The following is a 19,343-nucleotide window of genomic DNA, read 5'->3' on the forward strand; positions in this document are numbered from 1 at the left end:
CACCCCAGCCCACCCCGTCAGCTCCACTCCCGTGCAGGCAGGACGTCCGACATAAATCTGTGCAACGCTGGGTTCTCGTTGTCCGGCCGCCAGGCGGCGTGTAGTTCGACCGGTCGTTTGGGCGTCGTGTCGATAGGCCGGAACACGACGCCTTCCGGCTGCATGGTCCTCGACGAGGAGGGAACCAGGGCCATTCCGATTCCCGAGCGCACCAGTACCAGCATCGTGTGCACCTGCGTCACGTACTGCACGTACCGCGGCGTGACGCCGACGACGGTGAACGTGCTGATCAGCAACTCGTGAAAGTACCGGGCATCGACGGGCGAGTACATGACGATCGGCTGGTCGTCGAATTCCTCGATCGTCAGCTTGTCGTGCTGCGCGAGCGGATGCGATTCCGGCAGGGCGGCGACGAACGACTCGTGCAGCACCGGTCGGGACGAGATGCCCGGCCTGTTCAACGGAGGCCTGGCAAGACCGAGGTCGATGTCGCCGATCGCCAGCGACTCCATCTGTACCGCCGAGACCATCTCGCGCAGAACCACTTTGACGTCGGGAAGCTGCTCTCTCGCTTTCTCGAGCAGCTGCGGCAAGACCGCATGCGCGGAGGCGCCCGTGAATCCGACTGTGACGGTACCGAGATCGCCGGTGGGGACGCGTCGCACGGTCAGTACTGCGCCTTCGGCCAGGTGCACGATCCGGCGGGCGTCGGGAAGGAACGCGACGCCTGCTGCCGTCAGCGTCACGGAACGGCTGGTGCGGTCGATGAGCTGGACGCCGACCTCGTTCTCGAGCTGCTGTATCTGCCGACTGAGCGGCGGCTGCGTCATGTGCAGTCTCTCGGCGGCGCGGCCGAAGTGAAGTTCCTCGGCGACCGCGATGAAGCACGTGAGCCTGTTGAGCGAGAACAATTCATTCACTCCTGATATCGAAGAAAGCCGCTCGCGGTCAGGTCGGGTATCAACTTAACCTACGAGCGGCCATCGCCGATCAGTTACCAGCGGGGGCTGGTGTTCTCGAAACTCGGGTCGATGCTCTTCATGTACCCGGTGTCGTCGCGGTCCCGCAGACCGCAGTCGAGATACTGCCGATGCAACGCGGCGAGTGCGTCGTCGTCGATCTCGATGCCGAGTCCTGGCCCGGTAGGAACGGCGACGACGCCGTCGACGATCTCGAGAACCCCGGGCTTGACGACGTCCTCGGTCTTCCACGGCCAGTGCGTGTCGCATGCGTACGTCAGATTCGGCGTCGCCGCCGCCAGATGCACCATCGCGGCCAGGCTGATCCCCAGGTGGCTGTTGGAGTGCATCGACAAGCCCATGTCGAAGTTGTCGCACACACCCGCGAGCAGACGAGAACGCTGCAGACCGCCCCAGTAGTGATGGTCGGACAGTACGACCTGCACCGAATCTCGCAGTACAGCAGGCTTGAGCTGATCGAATGCGACGACACACATGTTGGTGGCGAGAGGCATCTTCGCCTCTCGTGCCACCTCGGCCATGCCGTCGAGCCCGGGCGTCGGGTCTTCCAGGTATTCGACGATGCCGTCGAGTTCGCCGGCCACCCTGATGGACGTGTCGACGGTCCATGCGGCATTCGGATCGAGCCGCAGCGGCAGTTCCGGGAAGGCTTCCCGCAATGCTTTGATTCCCGCGATCTCCTCGTCGGGCGGAAACACTCCACCCTTCACCTTGATCGCTCCGAAGCCGTACTCGCCGATCATCTTTCGGGCCTGCCGAACCAGCCCGCCGGGATCGAGCGCCTCACCCCACTCGTCGGGCTCGGCACCGGGATGTGCCGCCCACTTGTAGAACAGATAGGCGCTGAACGGAACCGCGTCTCTGACCCTGCCGCCCAACAGATCCGACACCGGACGCCCGAGGATCTTGCCCTGCACGTCGAGGCAGGCGACCTCGAACGGCGAGAAGACGCGATCCGTCGTGCTCGCGGTCGTGATCATCCCGGCGACGCCGTCGCCGCCGGTGACGATCGACGACGCCAGTTGGGTATCGATGGCAGATCGAATCTCGTTGAGCGCGAACACGTCCAGGCCGGTGATTGCCTCGGCTGCCGCCTCCATCCGCGCGACGTGCGCCGTGTCCGCGTACGTCTCGCCGAGACCGACGATGCCTGCGTCCGTGTCCAACTGGATGATCGCACGCAGGGCGTACGGCTGATGGACACCGACGGTGTTGAGCAGCGGCGGATCAGCGAAGGCAACGGGCGTGATGCGCGCGCCCGTGATCCTGATCGGCGCGGCCATCAGTGCACCGCGAGCTCGTGTCCGAGAACCGCGCGGCCGTTCGCGACGATCTCGGTGAGTTCGCTCAGGTGTGCACTGCTGATGTCGACGAGCGGCGGACGGACCGGGCCGGCCTCGATGCCTTCCATCGTGACGCCCGCCTTGATGAGCGAGACCGCATAGCCGGGAACCTGGTCGCGCAGACGCACGAGGGGGTGGAAGAACTCGCGCAGCAGCGTCGCAGTCAGCTTCTCGTTGCCGCTTTCGAGCGAGCGGTAGAAGGCGAGTGCCAGCTCCGGCGCGAACGCGAACGTGGCCGAGGAGTACAGCGTGACACCGATCGCGCGGTACGCCTGCTGCGAGACCTCTGCCGTCGGCAGGCCGTTGAAGAACTGGAACTGCTTGCCCGACGGTTCCAGCGCGTCGAGCACCGCGCGGACGATGCGGCCGACCTGATCGAGATCGCCTGTGCCGTCCTTGAATCCGACGACCGTCGGCAGCTGTGCCACCGCGACTGCCGACGATTCAGTGAAGCGTGCGTTGCTGCGGTTGTACACGATGAGCGGCAGATCGGTCGTGTCCGCGACAGCCTTGGTGTAGCCGACGAGACCGGCCTGAGGCATCGTCACGAGGTACGGCGGAAGGAGAAGGATGCCGTCCGCACCGTTCTCCTTCGCGCTGCGTGCGAACGCCTGGGCCTGCACGACGGATCCGCCCGCGCCGGCGTAGACCGGAACACGGCCGGCGACGACGTCGACCGCGGTGCGCACGATCTTGCCGAACTCTTCGAGTCCGAGCGCATGGAATTCTCCGGTACCGCACGCGATGAACACGCCACCGGGGCCGGCGTCGACGCCCTTGGCGACGTGGGCCGCCAGCAGGTCGTAATCGACCTCGCCGGCTGCGGTGAACGGGGTGACGGGGAAGAAGAGGACTCCGTCGAGCATGGTCTTGTCTCCTGTGATCGTGGGCAGTCGTATGGGCAGTCGTGTGTGGAGGGGGGATCAGTCTTGGGTGAGGGCGCCGTCGACGCGTCGCCAGATCCCGTCGGGGTTGCCGTCGGCAATTGCACTGGGAAGCAACGACTTCGGGACGTCCTGGTAGGCGACCGGACGCAGGAAGCGTTCGATGGCGAGAGAACCGACCGACGTGGTGCGCGAATCGGAGGTGGCGGGGAAGGGCCCGCCGTGAACCATCGCGTGACCGACCTCGACGCCGGTGGGCCAGCCGTCGAACAGGATCCGTCCGGCCTTCAGCTCGAGAGTCGACAGCAGCTTGCCTGCCTCCGCGTGATCCGCGTCGTCGCCGTGGATCGTGGCGGTGAGCTGACCCTCGAGGCGGACGGCCACGTCACGAACCTGCTGGGCGTCGCGGCAGCGCACGATCAAGCTGGAGGCGCCGAAGACTTCCTGCTGCTCGACTTCGGACGTGACGAACGTGTCTGCGTCGGTGGTGAACAGCGCTGCGCGGCAGGCGTTCGGCGCGTCGGTTTCGGTGCCGCGAGCCAGCTCCGTCGCGGACTTCCCGAGTTCTTCGACGCCGCTCGCGTACGAGGCAGCGATGTTGGGGGTCAGCATCGTCGTCGGAGCAGCCTCGGACACGGCAGCCCGAGCGGCCTCGACGAACGTGTCCAAACCGGGGCCGTCGACGGCGATGACGAGTCCGGGGTTCGTGCAGAACTGGCCCGACCCCATCGTGAGAGACCCGACGAACGCGCGTCCCAGGTCGGCGCCACGGGAGTCGAGCGCTGCACTCAGAACGAAGACGGGATTGATCGAGCTCATCTCGGCGTACACCGGAATCGGTTCACGACGGCCTGCGGCGGCAGCCACGAGAGCCGTTCCACCCGAACGTGATCCGGTGAATCCGACGGCCTTGACTCGCGGATCGGTCACGAGCGCGGTCCCGAGCGTGCGGCCCGATCCGTACAGCAGCGAGAAGGTGCCTGCGGGCATTCCGGTCGACGCGACGGCGTCGGAGACTGCACGACCGACGAGCTCGGAAGTTCCGGGGTGGGCGTCGTGAGCCTTGACGATGACAGGGCATCCGGCGGCGAGAGCCGACGCCGTGTCGCCGCCCGCGACCGAGAACGCGAGGGGGAAGTTGCTGGCACCGAAGACGACGACGGGGCCGAGCGGAACCTTCCGCTGACGAATGTCGGCGCGGGGGAGCGGGGTGCGGTCCGGGATGGCCGGGTCGATGCGCGCACCGTTCCAGCTGCCCTCACGCAGGACCGATGCGAAGAGCCGAAGCTGGCCCGTCGTCCGTGCGACTTCACCGGTGATACGGGCTTTGGGCAGTCCGGACTCGGCGACCGCGCGGTCGATCAGCGTCTCGCCCAGCGCGGCGATGTTGTCGGCGATGGTGTCGAGGAACTGTGCACGCGACTGCGACGACGTGGAGCGGTAGGCGTCGAACGCTGCTGCTGCCGCGGACGTCGCCTGCTCGACCTGGCCGAGGTCACCGTGCTTGTAGGAGGGTTCGAGATTCTCGCCGGTGCTCGGGTCGATCCCGTGGACTGCGGTGCCGGTGCCCTGCACGGACTCGCCGGCGATGATCGACGCGCCGACCAATTCGGTGGACTGCGTGAGCGATGCTGTCATGCGGACTCCTTTTCGTGTACATGGCCGAGCTGTGTAGATCGCCAAGCGTGTGTGAGGCAGCGGATCGGTCCGGCCGTGGCGCGTGACCTGCCTCATAGATGACGACGTTATGCCTGTGATCGATACGTGTCCAAGTCAAAAGATGGTGCTGTCGATGCTCGTCTGGTATCGATCCACGTCCCGCGCCCCGGGTTGTATCGATGCAGATCGTGAATCAGTTCATGCCTAGTTGGTCTTGGACATGAATCGTCGGCGGTGCTTAAGGTCATGTGAGCCGAGTCACCGGTCACACGGTGCTGCGCCCGCATCACACGTGGTCCTACAGGTCTGTGCGCGAACACAGACCGGACCCGATCTACAGAAAGGAGTGGCCGTTGTCGATCACTCTTCCGCCGACTCCTGCCGTGGACTCCGCAGTGGCGAAGATCTTCCGCCGCGTGGTTCCGCTGTTCATCATCATGTTGATCTGCAACCAGCTCAACAGGTCCAACATCGGCTACGCACGCGAGCATCTCGAGGCCGACGTCGGAATCAGCGCTGCCGCATACGGATTCGGTGCAGGCGTCTTCTTCATCGCCTACGCGCTCTTCGAACTGCCCAGCAACGTGATGATGGAGAAGTTCGGCGCCAAGATCTGGTTGACGCGCATCATGGTCAGCTGGGGAACCATCTCGTTCCTGATGGCCTTCGTCAACGGCCCGACGATGTTCTACATCCTCCGATTCCTCCTCGGAGCTGCCGAAGCGGGCTTCTTCCCGGCGATCATCTTCTACTTCGCGAAATGGCTGCCGAACACCCACCGCGGACGTGCGACCGCGTTGTTCGTCGCCGGCTCGTCGATCGCCGCGGCGATCTCGGGCCCGTTGTCCGGCCCGCTTCTGTCGCTCGACGGCCTGTTCGGCCACCGCGGTTGGCAGTACCTGTTCGGCATCGAAGGTCTGCTGTCCGTCGTCGTCGGAATCATCGCGTACTTCCTCATCGACTCCCACGTCAAGGACGCCACCTGGCTGACCGACGAGGAAAAGCGCGACCTGAACGCGACGATCGCCGCCGAGGAGGCCGCGAAGTCCGAGACCTCCGGTATGGGAGACGGTCGTTCACGCTGGAAGATGCTGCTCGACCCGAAGCTCATGCTCTTCATCTGGATCTACTTCGCGATCCAGCTGTCGATCTACGCCAACACGTTCTGGCTCCCGTCGATCATCAGGCGCATCGACGGAACGAACGACATCACCGTCGGACTGCTGTCGTCCCTGCCGTGGATCTGCGCAGTGTTCGCGATGTACTACATGTCCAAGATCGGTGACCGGACCGGCAACCGTCGCCCGCTGCTGATCGTCGCGCTGCTCACTGCGGCCGTCGGAACGCTGCTCGCCGCCGTCGCGACACCGTGGATCGCACTGATCTTCCTGTGCATCGCCGCGATGGGCTTCAAGAGCGCAAGCCCGTTGTTCTGGTCGATCCCGCAGTCGACACTGCACCCGATGGTGCTGGCCGCGGCCATCGCCGTCATCAACTCCGTCGGCAACCTCGGTGGATTCGTCGCACCGTTCAGCTTCGGCCTCATCCAGGACGCCACCGGGTCCGTGACCTGGGGCCTGTACGCCCTGGCGGCGTGCTCGGCGCTCGCAGCACTGTCGGTGCTGTTCATCAAGAAGTCCAGCAAGGATACTGTTCCGAACGCTACCGAGAAGGTTCGATCATGAACGCACGTACCACCACTCCCGTCGTCGCCGAGATGCGCGTCGTGCCGATCGCAGGACACGACGACATGCTGCTCAACCTCAGTGGCGCGCACGCGCCGTACTTCACGCGAAACCTGGTGATTCTCACCGATTCCGACGGCCGCGTCGGCGTCGGGGAAGTTCCCGGTGGCGAGCCGATCAGGCGATGCCTCGAAGACGCGCGATCCCTCGTCGAGGGTGCGTCGATCGGCACGTACAACGCGGTGCTCCGATCGATGCGCACGGCGTTCTCGGACAGAGATTCCGGTGGTCGTGGAGCGCAGACATTCGATCTACGCATCGCCGTGCACGCGGAGACCGCCGTCGAGTCGGCCTTGTTGGACCTGCTCGGCCAGCACCTGGGCGTCAGTGTCGCCGCCCTGCTCGGCGAGGGCCAGCAGCGTGAGAAGGTGCAGGCGCTCGGCTACCTGTTCTTCGTGGGCGACGCCGCCAAAACCGACCTCGCGTACCGCACCGCCGCGGACGAGGGCGCAGGCGCCGACGACTGGGAACGCATCCGGCACGAGGAAGCGCTGACTCCCGACGCCGTCGTGCGGCTGGCCGAAGCGGCACAAGAGCGGTACGGCTTCCAGGATTTCAAGCTCAAGGGCGGCGTATTGCCTGCCGCCGAGGAGGCCGCAGCCGTCACCGCACTCGCGCGGCGATTCCCCGACGCACGAATCACGTTGGACCCCAACGGGGGCTGGCTACTGAAGGAAGCGATCGAGACCTGCCGCGGACTGCGCGACGTACTCGCGTACGCCGAGGATCCCGTCGGGCCCGAAGGCGGCTTCTCCGGTCGCGAAGTCATGGCCGAGTTCAAGCGCGCGACCGGCCTCCCGACCGCGACCAACATGATCGCCACCGATTGGCGCGAGATGGGCCACACCATCCGATCGGGTGCCGTCGACATCCCGCTCGCCGACCCGCACTTCTGGACGATGAACGGTTCGGTGCGCGTCGCGCAACTGTGCGACGCATGGGGACTGACGTGGGGATCGCACTCCAACAACCACTTCGACGTGTCCCTCGCGATGTTCACGCATGTGGCCGCTGCCGCACCCGGCGACATCACGGCCATCGACACGCACTGGATCTGGCAGGACGGACAGCGCGTCACCAAGGATCCGTACCGCATCGAGGGCGGCTACCTGACGGTGCCCGACAAGCCGGGCCTCGGCGTCGAACTCGATTGGGACAGAGTCGACGCGGCACACGAGCTGTATCAGCGCGAAGGCCTCGGCGCTCGCGACGACTCGATCGGCATGCAGTACCTGATCGACGGGTGGGCATTCGACAGCAAGCGGCCCGCCCTCGTTCGGTGACGGTGGACCGATGAAGATCGTCGTCGGAGATCGAAACGTTCTGCCGCACAGGGAGCAGTTGTCGATGGGGCTCCCGGACGACGTCGAGGTCGTCTGGGTCGTCCCGTTCGACGAGGCCACCGCCATCGAAGAGCTCGGTGACGCGGACGTGTACGTGGGCGGTCGGTTCAGTGCGGCGATGGGCGCTGCGGCACCGCGCCTTCGCATGATTCATGTTGCCGGCGCGGGCACCGACAATGTCGACCGTTCCGGTCTCGGTCCGGATGTTCTCGTCTGCAACACCTTTCACCACGAGCAGTCGATCGCCGAGTACGTCGTCGCCGCGACCGTCATGATGCGTCGTGACTTCCTGGTACAGGATCGTGCATTGCGCGACGGGCGTTTCCGAACATCGGTCTACGATCCGTCGATTCCGCAGCCGATGTCGTTGAGCGGAGCCCGAATCGGATTCGTCGGATTCGGGCACATCGGTCAACGGACGTGGAGGCTGTTCGAGGCCTACGGCTGCGTCGGCGCCGCGGTCACCGGAAGCGGACGAGACACCGGCGCGTCGTTGGAATGGCATTCGGACACAAATGATCTCGTGAACTTGATGCAGTGGTCCGACGTCGTCGTCGTGTCCGCACCGTTGACCGACGACACGCGCGGCATGATCGGGGCTTCCGAGTTGGCGTCCCTGGGGGCCGACGGCGTATTGGTGAACGTCGGGCGCGGCCCGCTGGTGCAGGAGCAGGCGCTGTTCGACGCGTTGTCGGACAGGGTGATTGCGGCCGCTGCCATCGACGTCTGGTACCGGTACCCAGGGCCCGACGGTGTCGGAAAGCCGAGCGCACTGCCGTTCGAAGAGCTGCCGAACATCTTGATGACCCCGCACTCGTCCGGCGTCACCCATCACACCTTCGTCGGGCGGGTTGCGGACATCGCCGCGAACATCACCAGGCTTCACCAACGGGAGATGCAGTGCAGGTATTGAATGAATGCATGCACAAATAGTGTTGGACCGGAATCGATCTGGGTCATAGCGTGTGAGGCAGACCACGACCACCGTTCAAGGGAGTTCGCCGCAGTGTCCACATCTTTCACGACGAAGCCGACGAGCGGACTCACCGCTCCCGATGCCGCGATCAAGGCCCTCGCGGCAGGCGATGCGACGATCGACCGCATCGCCCACGTGAAGCTGTCGTCCATCACGCTGCCGCTCGAGAATGCGATCAGCGACGCCAAGGTGCTCACCGGCCGTCAGAAGCCCATGACCGAGGTAGCGTTCCTGTTCGCCGAGATCACGACCGAACAGGGACACGAGGGTATCGGTTTCAGTTATTCCAAGAGGGCAGGCGGCCCAGCCCAATTCGCCCATGCGCAGGAGATCGCTCCCGTTCTGATCGGTGAGGATCCCAGCGACATCGGCAAGATCTGGACCAAGCTGCAGTGGGCGGGTGCGTCCGTCGGCCGTAGTGGCGTTGCGACGCAGGCCATTGCGGCGATCGACATCGCATTGTGGGATCTGAAGGCCAAGCGTGCACAGTTGCCGCTGGCGAAGCTCATCGGTGCGACGCGCGACTCGGTGCAGACCTACAACACGTCCGGCGGGTTTCTGCACACGCCGATCGAAGAGGTGCTCGACAACGCCACCGCATCGTTGGCGGCGGGTATCGGTGGCATCAAACTCAAGGTCGGACAGCCCGATTGGCGTACGGACATCGCGCGTGTCACGGCGGTGCGCGAGCATCTCGGCGACGACGTCCCGCTGATGGTCGACGCCAACCAGCAGTGGGACCGCCCGACGGCAAACCGTATGTGCCGCATCCTCGAACAGTTCGACCTGGTCTGGATCGAGGAGCCCCTCGACGCGTACGACGCCGAGGGCCATGCGCAGCTCGCGCGGAACTTCGACACGTCCATCGCCACCGGTGAGATGCTCGCCAGCGTCGGCGAGCACGTCCGCCTCATCGAGGCAGGTTCCGTCGACATCATCCAGCCCGACGCCCCGCGCATCGGCGGCATCACGCAGTTCCTGAAACTGGCCGGCCTGGCCGAGCATCACAACCTGCAACTCGCGCCGCACTTCGCGATGGAAGTTCATCTGCACCTCGCGGCCGTGTACCCGCTGCAGACGTGGGTCGAGCACTTCGACTGGCTGGATCCACTGTTCGAGGAGCACCTCGAAACCCGTGACGGCAGAATGCATCTCTCGGAGAGGCCGGGTCTGGGCTTTACGCTGAGCGAGCAGGCCAAGGCGTGGACCGTCGGGACTGCGGAGTTCCGCCGCTGACGCCACTCACGGGCGGCGGTTACCACCACGTGAGTGGGAATGTATAGAGGGCTATGTATTCGCACTCACGGGCGGCGGAGCGCCTCCAGCGTTGCGCGAGCACCGTTCTCGTGCAGCGACGCGAGTTGCCGCGTGTACTCCTCGACGAATCGATCGTCGTCCACGAGGTCGCCGAACACCGCCCGGTTCGCGATGAACGCCGTCGGGTTCTCCCGCTGCGACTGGGCGATCGGGATCAGCGAGTCCTTCAGCTGGTCGACGATCTCGATGGGCTGACCGAGTTCGTCGACGCCCTCGGCGTACCGCGCCCAGCTCGCGACGACCGCGGTCGACCGGACGATATCGCCGCCGGTCTCGAGATTCTTGCGAATGACAGGCAATAGCCACTTGGGAATTCGATCGGACGACTCGGCGCACAGACGTGCGACGGTGTCGCGAATCTCCGGGTTCGAGAACCGCTCGATCAATGTCTTCTTGTACTCGTCGAGGTCGATGCCGGGGACCGGCTGGAGCGTCGGCGTCGCCTCGTTGTCCATGTAGGACAACAGGAACTCGGAGAACAGCGAATCCTGAGCCACCTCGTGCACGAGTCGGTACCCGCTGAGGTAGCCGAAGTACGCGAGCGCCTGATGACTTGCATTGAGCAAGCGCAACTTCATCAGTTCGTACGGCGTGACATCGTCGACGACCTGGACGCCGACGTCCTCGAACGGCGGTCGTCCGTCGGTGAACTTGTCCTCGAGCACCCACTGCGTGAACGGCTCGCCTGCGACGGGCCACTTGTCGTCGATGGCGTAGCGCTCCGAAAGTCCCTCCATCACTTCGGGCGTGGTGACCGGCGTGATGCGGTCGACCATCGAGTTGGGGAACGCACCCTCGGCCGAGATCCAGTCTGCGAGCGCCGGGTCCTTCAGCCGAGCGAACGTCGTGAAGGTCGACTGCGCGATGTGACCGTTGCCCTCGATGTTGTCGCACGACATGATCGTGAAAGGCTTCAGGCCCCGATCCTTGCGTCGCGCAAGAGCCTCGACGACGAGACCGAACGTGGTCGACGGAACGGCTCCGTCGGCGAGATCCGCCTTGATGGCCGGGTTCTCCTCGTCGAACTCGCCCGTCGTCGCCGAAAAGTTGTAGCCACCCTCGGTGATGGTGAGCGAGACGATCTTCGTCGTCTCCGCAGCCATCTTCTCGACGACCGCCTCCGCATCGTCGGGAGCGAAGAGGTACTCGACGATCGAGCCGATGATCCGGGTGTCCCACGTTCCGTCGGAATGCTTGAGCGCCAACGTGTACAGGCAGTCCTGCGCCTCCATGACGTCCTTCATCTTCCGGTCACCGGGAAGAACGCCGACACCGCAGATGCCCCAGTCCGAACCTTCGCCCTGCTGCATCAGACGGTCGACGTACATCGCCTGGTGCGCCCGGTGGAAGCCGCCGACGCCGAAGTGCACGATCCCGACCTGCACGTCGGATCGATCGTAGGTGGGTATCGCGACGTCCTCGATGAAGTCACCCAACGTGTGCTTGTTCAGCTTCATGCGTTCTTCTCCTTCGAAAGCCCGGGGACCACTACGGCTTTGATGCTCCCGGCAAGTTTGTCGGCGTTCAGAGCGTCCTCGACGTGCGCGAGATCGAAACGAGCGGTGACCATCGAGTCCAGGTCGACCTGCCCGGCGAGGACGAGTCGACGAGCGACAGGCCACGTGTTCGCGTACCGAAACACGCCTGTCAGAACCAGTTCTCGATTCTGGATCAGCGAGATCGGCAGAGCGTAGTCGTCTCCGCCCATGCCGACGAGCACCACGGTACCGGCGGGACGAACGGCATGGATGCCGTCGACGACGGCCCGCGGCGCCCCGGACGCGTCGATGAACGCGTCGACCTCGAGGCCCCGGATGTCGTCGACGGCGGGGTCGAGCACACGCGTCGCGCCGAACGTCGATGCGTGGACGCGCCGGCTCTCGTCGATGTCGCTGACGATGATCTCCGTTGCGCCGAACGCTCGTGCGACCTGAGCGGTGACGAGTCCGACGGGACCTGCGCCCGCGATCAGAACGCTCGATCCGGCGGTGATGCGCGCCTTCTGCGCCGACGCGATGCCGACCGACAGTGGCTCGAAGAGCGCGGCGGCCTCGTCGGAGACCTCGTCGGGTACCTCGTGCGCGAACACGGACTGGATCAGTACGTACTCGGCGAGCGCGCCGTCGATGGGAGGCGTCGCGAAGAACTCCATGGACGGGCACAGGTTGTAGCGACCCGCGCGTGATTGGGAGCTCGTCGGATCGGGACGTTGCGGCTCGATCGACACTCGCCGGCCGATGCGGGTGTCCGCGACTGCAGATCCGACGGCGACGATGACGCCCGCAGCTTCGTGTCCGAGGACGAGAGGCCCGTTCAAGACGTGGTCACCGATGCGTCCCTCGCGGTAGTAGTGCGCATCGGAACCGCACACTCCGACGGCGGTCACGCGGACCAGCACCTCGTCGGCAGCCGGCGTGGGCACCGGTCTCTCTTCGAGACGGATCTCCTGCGGACCGCTCAGCACGCTGACCTGCATCGACCGTGGGACCGACAACTCGGACGAGTCGGGTGTTGTGTAGATCACACCTGAATGTTAGCTTAATGAGCATAAGAACACACGCTGAGCATTTGCTCACTTCTTATGGCATCGAAGGAGAGGTCGTGACCGCACCCGAGCAGGCGCCTCCGGGTCACTCCGCAGGCTCCGCTCCCGCACAGCGTTCGTCGAAGACGAGCGACGATCTGCGTCTCGCGGTACGGGCGGCCACGATGTACCACCTCGAAGGGGCGACGCAGGCCGAGATCGCCGCCAAGCTCGGCGTCTCGCGTCCGACGGCGGGCAGGCTCGTCGCGAAAGCGCGCACGCTCGGCCTGGTCACGATCGAGGTTCATGTGCCGGACGAACTTCAGGGCACCGTCCATGCCGAGATCGAGCGTGACCTCGAGCAGGCCTTCGGGCTCACCGAAGCACTCGTCGTGCCCGACGTCGTCGACGGAACCGACATCGGATACGGCTCGCTCGGACGGGCGGCGGCCGCATTACTCAGCCGACGCCTCCAGCCGTCGGACACTCTCGGTTTCACGTGGGGCCCCGAAACCGTCGCTGTCGCGCAGTCGTTGAAGACGCGCAGCGCCAAGTGCGCGCAGGTCGTGCAGCTCGACGGTTCGATGACGTCCGCCGACTACCAGACCGGCGTCGAGTTCACCCTGGGTCGATGCGCGCAGTACCTGCAGGCCAAGCCTGTGCGGCTGAACGCTCCCCTGTACGCGGATCATGCGACAGTCACTGCACTGCAGCAGGATTCGGTGATCTCGCGTGCCCTCCAGACCGGGACCGAGGCCGATGCGATGATGTACGGTCTCGGTCCCGTTTCCACGTCGACGACGCTGTTCGAGGGCAGCTTCATCGACGCCTCCGTCCTCGACGAGCTGCAGGGACTCGGTGCCGTCGGCGAGATCGGTGGACGGTTCTTCGACGCCGACGGGCGTGAAACGGGCGGTTCGCTTCCGGCGAGGACAGTGTCGGTCTCGCTCGATGCGATCGCGAAATGTACACGTGCGGTTCTGATCTCCGGTGGAAAGAAGAAGCACGAGGCGATTCTCGGCGCACTGCGTGGCGGTTTCGCATCCATGTTGGTTACCGATATCGAAAGCGCTCGTTGGCTGATTGCACAGAAAGAAGGTTCCACGTGAGAGCTCCACGGAAGGCGGCCGTCGCAGCATCGCTTGTGACGACCTTGGTCCTGTCCGGCTGCGCCGGCGCGGGCGCGATCGGTGGCGGTGGGAGCGGCACGACCATCACCGTCGCCATCGTCTCGAATTCCCAGATGGCCGACGCCATCTCGCTCGCCCCGTCCTTCGAGGCCGAGAACCCCGGCATCGACCTGAAGTTCGTGTCGCTGTCGGAGAACGAGGCGCGCGCCAAGATCACCGCGTCCGTCGCGACGGGTGGCGGCGAGTTCGACGTCGTCATGATCAGCAACTTCGAGACCCCGCAGTGGGCCGAGAACGGCTGGCTGACCAATCTCTCCGAATACGCCGACGCGACACCGGGTTACGACGAGGACGACTTCATCCCGACCCTGAAGGAGTCGCTGTCGTACGACGGCAGCATGTACGCGGTGCCGTTCTACGGTGAGTCGTCGTTCCTGATGTACCGCAAGGATCTCGTCGAAGCTGCGGGCATCCAGATGCCCGAGGAGCCGACGTGGCAGCAGGTTGCCGACGCGGCCGCCAAGCTCGACAACCCCGCAGGCGGCGTCTCCGGAATCTGCCTACGCGGCAAGCCCGGTTGGGGCGAGGTGCTCGCGCCGCTGGACACCGTCATCAATGCTTTCGGCGGACGCTGGTACGACGAGGACTGGAACGCACAGCTCGACAGTCCCGAAGTCGAAGCAGCTGTTCAGTTCTACGTCGACACCGTGCGCGAACACGGCCAGGCCGGTGCGGCCACCAGCGGCTTCAGCGAGTGCGCGACGCAGCTCTCGCAGGGCAACACCGCGATGTGGTACGACGCGACGTCGGCGGTCTCGGTTCTCGAGGACCCGAGCGCCAGCAACGTCGTCGGCAAGATCGGTTACGCCAAGGCGCCGAGCGAGGTGAAGGGCGACAACGGATGGCTCTACTCGTGGGCGCTCGGGATTCCGACGACGTCCGAGCATCCCGACGACGCGTGGAAGTTCGTGTCGTGGATGACGAGCAAGGAGTACCTGAACAAGGTCGGCAACGAATTGGGTTGGGAGCGTGTGCCGCCCGGTAGCCGAATCTCGACCTACGAGATCCCCGAATACGCCGAAGCTGCGGCCGCGTTCGGACCGTTGACGCTCGACTCCATCGAGAGCGCCGACCCGAACAACCCGACCGTCGACCCGGTTCCCTACACCGGAGTGCAGTTCCTGACGATTCCCGAGTTCCAGGACCTGGGCACCCGCGTCAGTCAGCAGATCAGTGCAGCAGTGGCAGGACGAATCAGCGTCCAGGACGCGCTAGCTCAAGCGCAGCAGTACGCCGAAGTGGTCGGCAAGACGTACCAGGAGGGCCAGGGATGACCACGACGAAAGAGCGGGCAACGGAGGCCGAACCGGAGAAGTTCGTCCCACGCCCGCGCACCATCTCGAAAGCGGAAGGGTGGCGCCGTCGTGGGCCACTGCTGCCTGCACTGATCTTCGCGATCGTCGTCACGCAGATTCCGTTCCTGTTCACGCTCTACTACTCGACGCAGTCGTGGAACCTGGTCCGCCCGGGATCCCGAGAGTTCAACGGGCTCAACAACTACGTCGACGTCTTCCGTGACAGCCAGTTCCGCGAGGTCGCGCTCAACACGGTCATCATGATCGTCGGCACCGTCGTCATCTCGGTGATCCTCGGTCTGTTCCTCGCGCTGTTGCTCGACCGTAAGTTCATCGGCCGCAGCCTCATTCGGACGCTTCTGATCACACCGTTCCTCGTCACCCCGGTGGCAGGCGCGCTGATCTGGAAGACGACGATGTTCGATCCGGTCTTCGGCCTGATCAACTTCGCACTCAGCCCCTTCGGCGTCGAGCAGATCGACTGGGTGTCGCGCTACCCGCTCGTCGCGGTCATGGTCAACCTGATCTGGCAGTGGACGCCGTTCATGATGCTGCTGATCCTGGCGGGCCTGCAGTCGATGCCCAAGGACATCGCCGAGGCAGCACGCGTCGACGGCGCAAGCGCGTTCGCGCTGTTCCGCGAACTGACGCTGCCGCATCTGCGTCGTTTCATCGAACTCGGCGCCGTCCTCGGTGCCATCTACCTCGTCAACACGTTCGACGCCGTCTACATGATGACGTCCGGCGGACCGGGTGTCGCGAGCTCGAACCTTCCGTACTACATCTACCAACGCGCGTTCCTCGGCTTCGACATCGGCCAGGCCGCTGCGATGGGTGTCGTGACCGTCGTCGCGACGATCATCGTCAGCACCCTCGCGCTGCGTTTGATCTTCAAGAGTTTCAGCGGGAACGAGGAGGCAGCCTGATGAGCACGGCAACTACCACCGAGCCGGCGACCACCAGCGCGCCGATCGTCAAGCACAAGAAGAAGTTCGGCGCCGGCACCATCTGGACCGTCGTCGCGTGGATCGTCGGAATCGGGTTCTTCTTTCCCGTCCTGTGGATGGTCATCACCAGTTTCAAGCAGGAATCCGACGCGTACACCAACCCGCCGACGCTGTTCTTCACCCCGACGCTGGACCAGTACAGCGCGGTGCTGTCGAGTGGTATCGGTACCGCACTGCTGAATTCGGCGTTCGCGACCATCGTCTCGACGCTTCTCGTTCTGCTGCTGGGCATTCCGGCCGCATTCGCGCTGTCGCTACGGCCGGTGAAGAAGACGAAGGACGTGCTGTTCTTCTTCATCTCGACGAAGATGCTTCCCGTCGTCGCGGCGATCGTGCCGCTCTACGTCATCGTCGGTGACATCGGCATGCTCGACAACATCTGGGCGCTGATCATCCTGTACACGGCCATGAACCTTCCGATCGCCGTGTGGATGATGCGGTCGTTCTTCCTCGAGGTGCCGGGCGAGCTGCTCGAAGCCGCGAGCATGGACGGCGCGTCGCTGTGGACGTCGGTGCGAGAAGTCATCCTGCCTCTCGTGTCACCCGGCATCGCGGCAACCGCACTCATCTGCGTGATCTTCTCGTGGAACGAGTTCTTCTTCGCCGTCAACCTCACTGCCGTGCAGGCTCAGACCGTTCCGGTCGCACTCGTCGGCTTCATTACCGGTGAAGGCCTGTACTGGGCTCGCCTGTCCGCAGCTGCGACGCTCGCAGCACTGCCCGTCATCCTCGCCGGCTGGATCGCACAGAACAAGCTCGTGCGCGGTCTGTCCTTCGGCGCCATCAAGTAGCTCGGCCTACTCGAATACAGGAGTTCCTCATGGCTGCAATCAATTACAGACAAGCTTCCTGCATCTACGACGGTGCCGAGAAGCTCGCGGTCGACTCGCTCGACCTCGACATCGCCGACGGCGAATTCGTCGTCCTCGTCGGCCCTTCCGGCTCCGGAAAGTCCACGGCGCTGCGCATGCTCGCAGGACTCGAGGACATCGACGGCGGCGCCATCGAGATCGGCGGCAAGAACATGGTCGGGGTGCCGTCCAAGGATCGGGACATCGCCATGGTGTTCCAGAACTATGCGCTGTACCCCAACAAGACCGTCGGCGAGAACATGGGATTCGCGCTCAAGATGCGCGGAGTGTCACTCGAGGAGCGCAAGAAGAAGGTGGCCGAGGCGGCGAAGCTGCTCGACCTCACCGAGTACCTCGACCGCAAGCCGGCCAAGCTGTCCGGTGGTCAGCGTCAGCGAGTTGCCATGGGCCGCGCCATCGTTCGCGAACCCCAGGTGTTCTGCATGGACGAGCCGCTGTCGAACCTCGACGCCAAGCTGCGCGTCCAGACCCGCACGCAGATCGCCGCCCTGCAGCGCAGACTGGGCACGACCACCGTCTACGTCACCCACGACCAGGTCGAAGCCATGACGATGGGTGACCGCGTCGCCGTGCTGCGCGGCGGCAAGCTGCAGCAGTTCGCGTCGCCGACGGACCTGTACGACAAGCCCGTCAACGCGTTCGTCGCCGGATTCATCGGATCTCCCGCCATGAACCTGATGACGGTGCCGATCGGTTCCGGCGGGCTGCAGATCGGAAACTCGCTGCTGCCGCTCGAACGCGACGAGCTGACCAAACTCGCCAGCGCGAACCTCGACACCGTCACGGTCGGTCTCCGCCCCGAACAGCTGGGCATCGACCACTCCGACGGCTTCGCGGCGAAGGTCGATCTGATCGAGGAGCTCGGCAGCGAATCGTACGTGTACGCGCACCTCGACGATCCCAAGGTCAAGGGACTCGACGGCGGTCCGGTGTCGCTCGTCGCGCGATCCGCGGTCCGTGCCCCGGCGAGGATCGGCGACAGTGTCAGCCTGACGAAGATCGACGGTCCGGTGCACCTGTTCCATCCAGAGACAGGGGATCGAATCTGACCTGCGTGACGCGGAGCTCCCGGGTCACTCCGCGGGCTCCGCTCCTGCGCTCTCGGGCTGGTTCCACCTCGTTCGGCGCGAGGTGGAGCCGACGTCCCGACCATCCGTGTATGTCGGCTGCCGGATCGTCCAGCATCACGACGCCGATCCACGTGTCACCGCGCGCATCCTCGTGAACTGACTCGACGCGGGCCGATCGTCCGCCGAAGAACAAGTCCGGTGTGCCGGATCGACGGCGTCGGACGCGAACGACACTGTTCTTCGCGACCGTCACGCCATCGATGACGACGACGTCCGGGTCGGGTTCGACGAGACTCGCGGGATCGGCCTCCCACCAGCCGTCGGCGTCGTCCGGCGCTACCGACTCGCGTCCGTCGGCTTCGTGATGGACTTCTTCGGGATAGTCGTACAGCACGGTCGGCGACACGAGAATCGAATCGGTACTTCCGCGTTCGCCCGTCAACACGGGAAAGCACCTGTGTTGGTGACACTTTCGTGCCGACTCGACGGCAGTCCGGGGCGGTTCGAGCAGTGACGAGAACCGCGTGTGCTCGGCGTGGAGAAGCAGAGTCGTCTCGATGAACGACGCGCGAATGGCCGATTCCCGATCTGGTTCGGGCGGCCCGGTGTTGCTCACTTCGACGCCCAGTTTGGTGTACGTGCCCAATTCTTCACCGGACAGAACGATCTCGCCCGTGAGGGGCTTTCGGGACCTGACGATCCGTCCCCTGTTCCCGAGCGGTTCGGTCGTCACGCCACCCGAAACGGTCACCGGTACCACTGTTCCGGTGCCGAAGGCGGACAACGGGACCGGGCCCAGGTCGAGCTCGACTTCGACTGCCTCCCTCCACGGCAACCAGTGCGTGCCGGCCACGGTCAGGTCGTCGACTGCGACGAAGGAGTCACCGGTCCTGCGTTCGATTCGTCGGTCCTGCGAGTGCAAGAACCGCAGAACGACGTCGACGGCCGCGTCGGGTCGAGTCTCGACGAGGCATTCGGTCGACAGAGACGAGGCTGCACCCACTCCTGTCGAACGGGCGTCGACCGGGCCCAATATCCCTGAGGTAGAGGACCATTCGTCACTACCACGTGGCTCGATCGGGGCATCCGCCGCGAACGCCGATCGAAGCTGTGTCATTGGCCCCACCCCTTCGGAGCC

The 19,343-nt window shown here is 64.8% G+C and carries 16 protein-coding genes; 9 read left to right on the plus strand and 7 right to left on the minus strand.

Translation table 11 applies throughout. The annotated features are described in order from the left end of the window. Window positions 1-17: 17 nt before the first annotated feature. The 4 genes from RhoFasB10_RS24910 to RhoFasB10_RS24925 form a co-directional block, all read right to left on the minus strand. The gene (locus tag RhoFasB10_RS24910; RefSeq protein ID WP_068427612.1) at window positions 18-911 is read right to left on the minus strand and encodes a LysR substrate-binding domain-containing protein; all 894 of its coding nucleotides are present in this window, start codon (window positions 909-911) and stop codon (window positions 18-20) included. Window positions 912-994: 83 nt separating this feature from the next. Beyond that, complete coding sequence (locus tag RhoFasB10_RS24915; protein ID WP_167679147.1) at window positions 995-2,266, minus strand: glucarate dehydratase family protein; 1,272 nt, start codon at window positions 2,264-2,266, stop codon at window positions 995-997. Then, window positions 2,263-3,189: a 5-dehydro-4-deoxyglucarate dehydratase gene (locus RhoFasB10_RS24920; RefSeq protein WP_068427531.1), complete on the minus strand. Its 927-nt coding sequence runs from the start codon at window positions 3,187-3,189 to the stop codon at window positions 2,263-2,265. The genes RhoFasB10_RS24915 and RhoFasB10_RS24920 overlap by 4 nt, the downstream gene beginning before the upstream one ends. A 57-nt stretch (window positions 3,190-3,246) precedes the next feature. Beyond that, window positions 3,247-4,845 carry an aldehyde dehydrogenase (NADP(+)) gene (locus RhoFasB10_RS24925; RefSeq protein ID WP_068427533.1) on the minus strand — a complete coding sequence of 533 codons (1,599 nt, stop codon included), beginning with the start codon at window positions 4,843-4,845 and terminating at the stop codon, window positions 3,247-3,249. A 374-nt stretch (window positions 4,846-5,219) separates the two neighbouring features. On the opposite strand from RhoFasB10_RS24925, the gene RhoFasB10_RS24930 reads away from it, so the two are divergent. The 4 genes from RhoFasB10_RS24930 (at window position 5,220) to RhoFasB10_RS24945 (ending at window position 10,166) form a co-directional block, all read left to right on the plus strand. Further along, window positions 5,220-6,551 carry an MFS transporter gene (locus RhoFasB10_RS24930; protein ID WP_068427617.1) on the plus strand — a complete coding sequence of 444 codons (1,332 nt, stop codon included), beginning with the start codon at window positions 5,220-5,222 and terminating at the stop codon, window positions 6,549-6,551. Then, window positions 6,548-7,894 (plus strand): enolase C-terminal domain-like protein, encoded by a 1,347-nt coding sequence (locus RhoFasB10_RS24935; RefSeq protein WP_068427534.1) that lies wholly within the window; start codon window positions 6,548-6,550, stop codon window positions 7,892-7,894. The genes RhoFasB10_RS24930 and RhoFasB10_RS24935 overlap by 4 nt, the downstream gene beginning before the upstream one ends. A gap of 10 nt (window positions 7,895-7,904) precedes the next feature. After that, window positions 7,905-8,867 carry a 2-hydroxyacid dehydrogenase gene (locus RhoFasB10_RS24940; protein WP_068427535.1) on the plus strand — a complete coding sequence of 321 codons (963 nt, stop codon included), beginning with the start codon at window positions 7,905-7,907 and terminating at the stop codon, window positions 8,865-8,867. A 150-nt stretch (window positions 8,868-9,017) separates the two neighbouring features. After that, complete coding sequence (locus RhoFasB10_RS24945; protein WP_174551437.1) at window positions 9,018-10,166, plus strand: mandelate racemase/muconate lactonizing enzyme family protein; 1,149 nt, start codon at window positions 9,018-9,020, stop codon at window positions 10,164-10,166. Between the two features lie 65 nt (window positions 10,167-10,231). Here RhoFasB10_RS24945 and RhoFasB10_RS24950 read toward each other — a convergent pair whose 3' ends face one another. Further along, window positions 10,232-11,704, minus strand: coding sequence for a mannitol dehydrogenase family protein (locus tag RhoFasB10_RS24950; protein WP_068427540.1), 1,473 nt, complete (start codon window positions 11,702-11,704; stop codon window positions 10,232-10,234). Beyond that, entirely contained in the window at window positions 11,701-12,723 is a 1,023-nt protein-coding gene (locus RhoFasB10_RS24955; protein WP_068427542.1) for an NAD(P)-dependent alcohol dehydrogenase, read from the minus strand. Before RhoFasB10_RS24955 ends, RhoFasB10_RS24950 begins: the two co-directional genes overlap by 4 nt. 206 nt (window positions 12,724-12,929) lie before the next feature. Here RhoFasB10_RS24955 and RhoFasB10_RS24960 point away from each other — a divergent pair, with 206 nt between their 5' ends. From RhoFasB10_RS24960 to RhoFasB10_RS24980, 5 genes are read left to right on the plus strand one after another with little or no spacing between them, the layout of a single operon-like run. After that, window positions 12,930-13,880, plus strand: coding sequence for a sugar-binding domain-containing protein (locus RhoFasB10_RS24960; RefSeq protein WP_240931457.1), 951 nt, complete (start codon window positions 12,930-12,932; stop codon window positions 13,878-13,880). Next, on the plus strand, window positions 13,877-15,235 hold the full coding sequence (locus RhoFasB10_RS24965) for a sugar ABC transporter substrate-binding protein (protein ID WP_068427545.1): 1,359 nt from the start codon (window positions 13,877-13,879) through the stop codon (window positions 15,233-15,235). Before RhoFasB10_RS24960 ends, RhoFasB10_RS24965 begins: the two co-directional genes overlap by 4 nt. Then, a complete protein-coding gene (locus RhoFasB10_RS24970) occupies window positions 15,232-16,182 on the plus strand; it encodes a sugar ABC transporter permease (RefSeq protein ID WP_167679143.1) in 951 nt (316 codons plus the stop codon). The genes RhoFasB10_RS24965 and RhoFasB10_RS24970 overlap by 4 nt, the downstream gene beginning before the upstream one ends. Then, a complete protein-coding gene (locus RhoFasB10_RS24975) occupies window positions 16,182-17,054 on the plus strand; it encodes a carbohydrate ABC transporter permease (protein ID WP_068427551.1) in 873 nt (290 codons plus the stop codon). Before RhoFasB10_RS24970 ends, RhoFasB10_RS24975 begins: the two co-directional genes overlap by 1 nt. A gap of 29 nt (window positions 17,055-17,083) precedes the next feature. Further along, window positions 17,084-18,184 (plus strand): ATP-binding cassette domain-containing protein, encoded by a 1,101-nt coding sequence (locus RhoFasB10_RS24980; RefSeq protein WP_068427553.1) that lies wholly within the window; start codon window positions 17,084-17,086, stop codon window positions 18,182-18,184. On the opposite strand, the gene RhoFasB10_RS24985 is transcribed toward RhoFasB10_RS24980, so the two are convergent. After that, the gene (locus RhoFasB10_RS24985) at window positions 18,120-19,322 is read right to left on the minus strand and encodes a hypothetical protein (RefSeq protein ID WP_167679145.1); all 1,203 of its coding nucleotides are present in this window, start codon (window positions 19,320-19,322) and stop codon (window positions 18,120-18,122) included. The two genes, RhoFasB10_RS24980 and RhoFasB10_RS24985, sit on opposite strands and share 65 nt — an antisense overlap. Window positions 19,323-19,343 lie beyond the last annotated feature (21 nt).

The sequence above is a fragment of the Rhodococcus sp. B10 genome (assembly GCF_011770055.1).
Classification (GTDB): domain Bacteria; phylum Actinomycetota; class Actinomycetes; order Mycobacteriales; family Mycobacteriaceae; genus Rhodococcoides; species Rhodococcoides kyotonensis_B.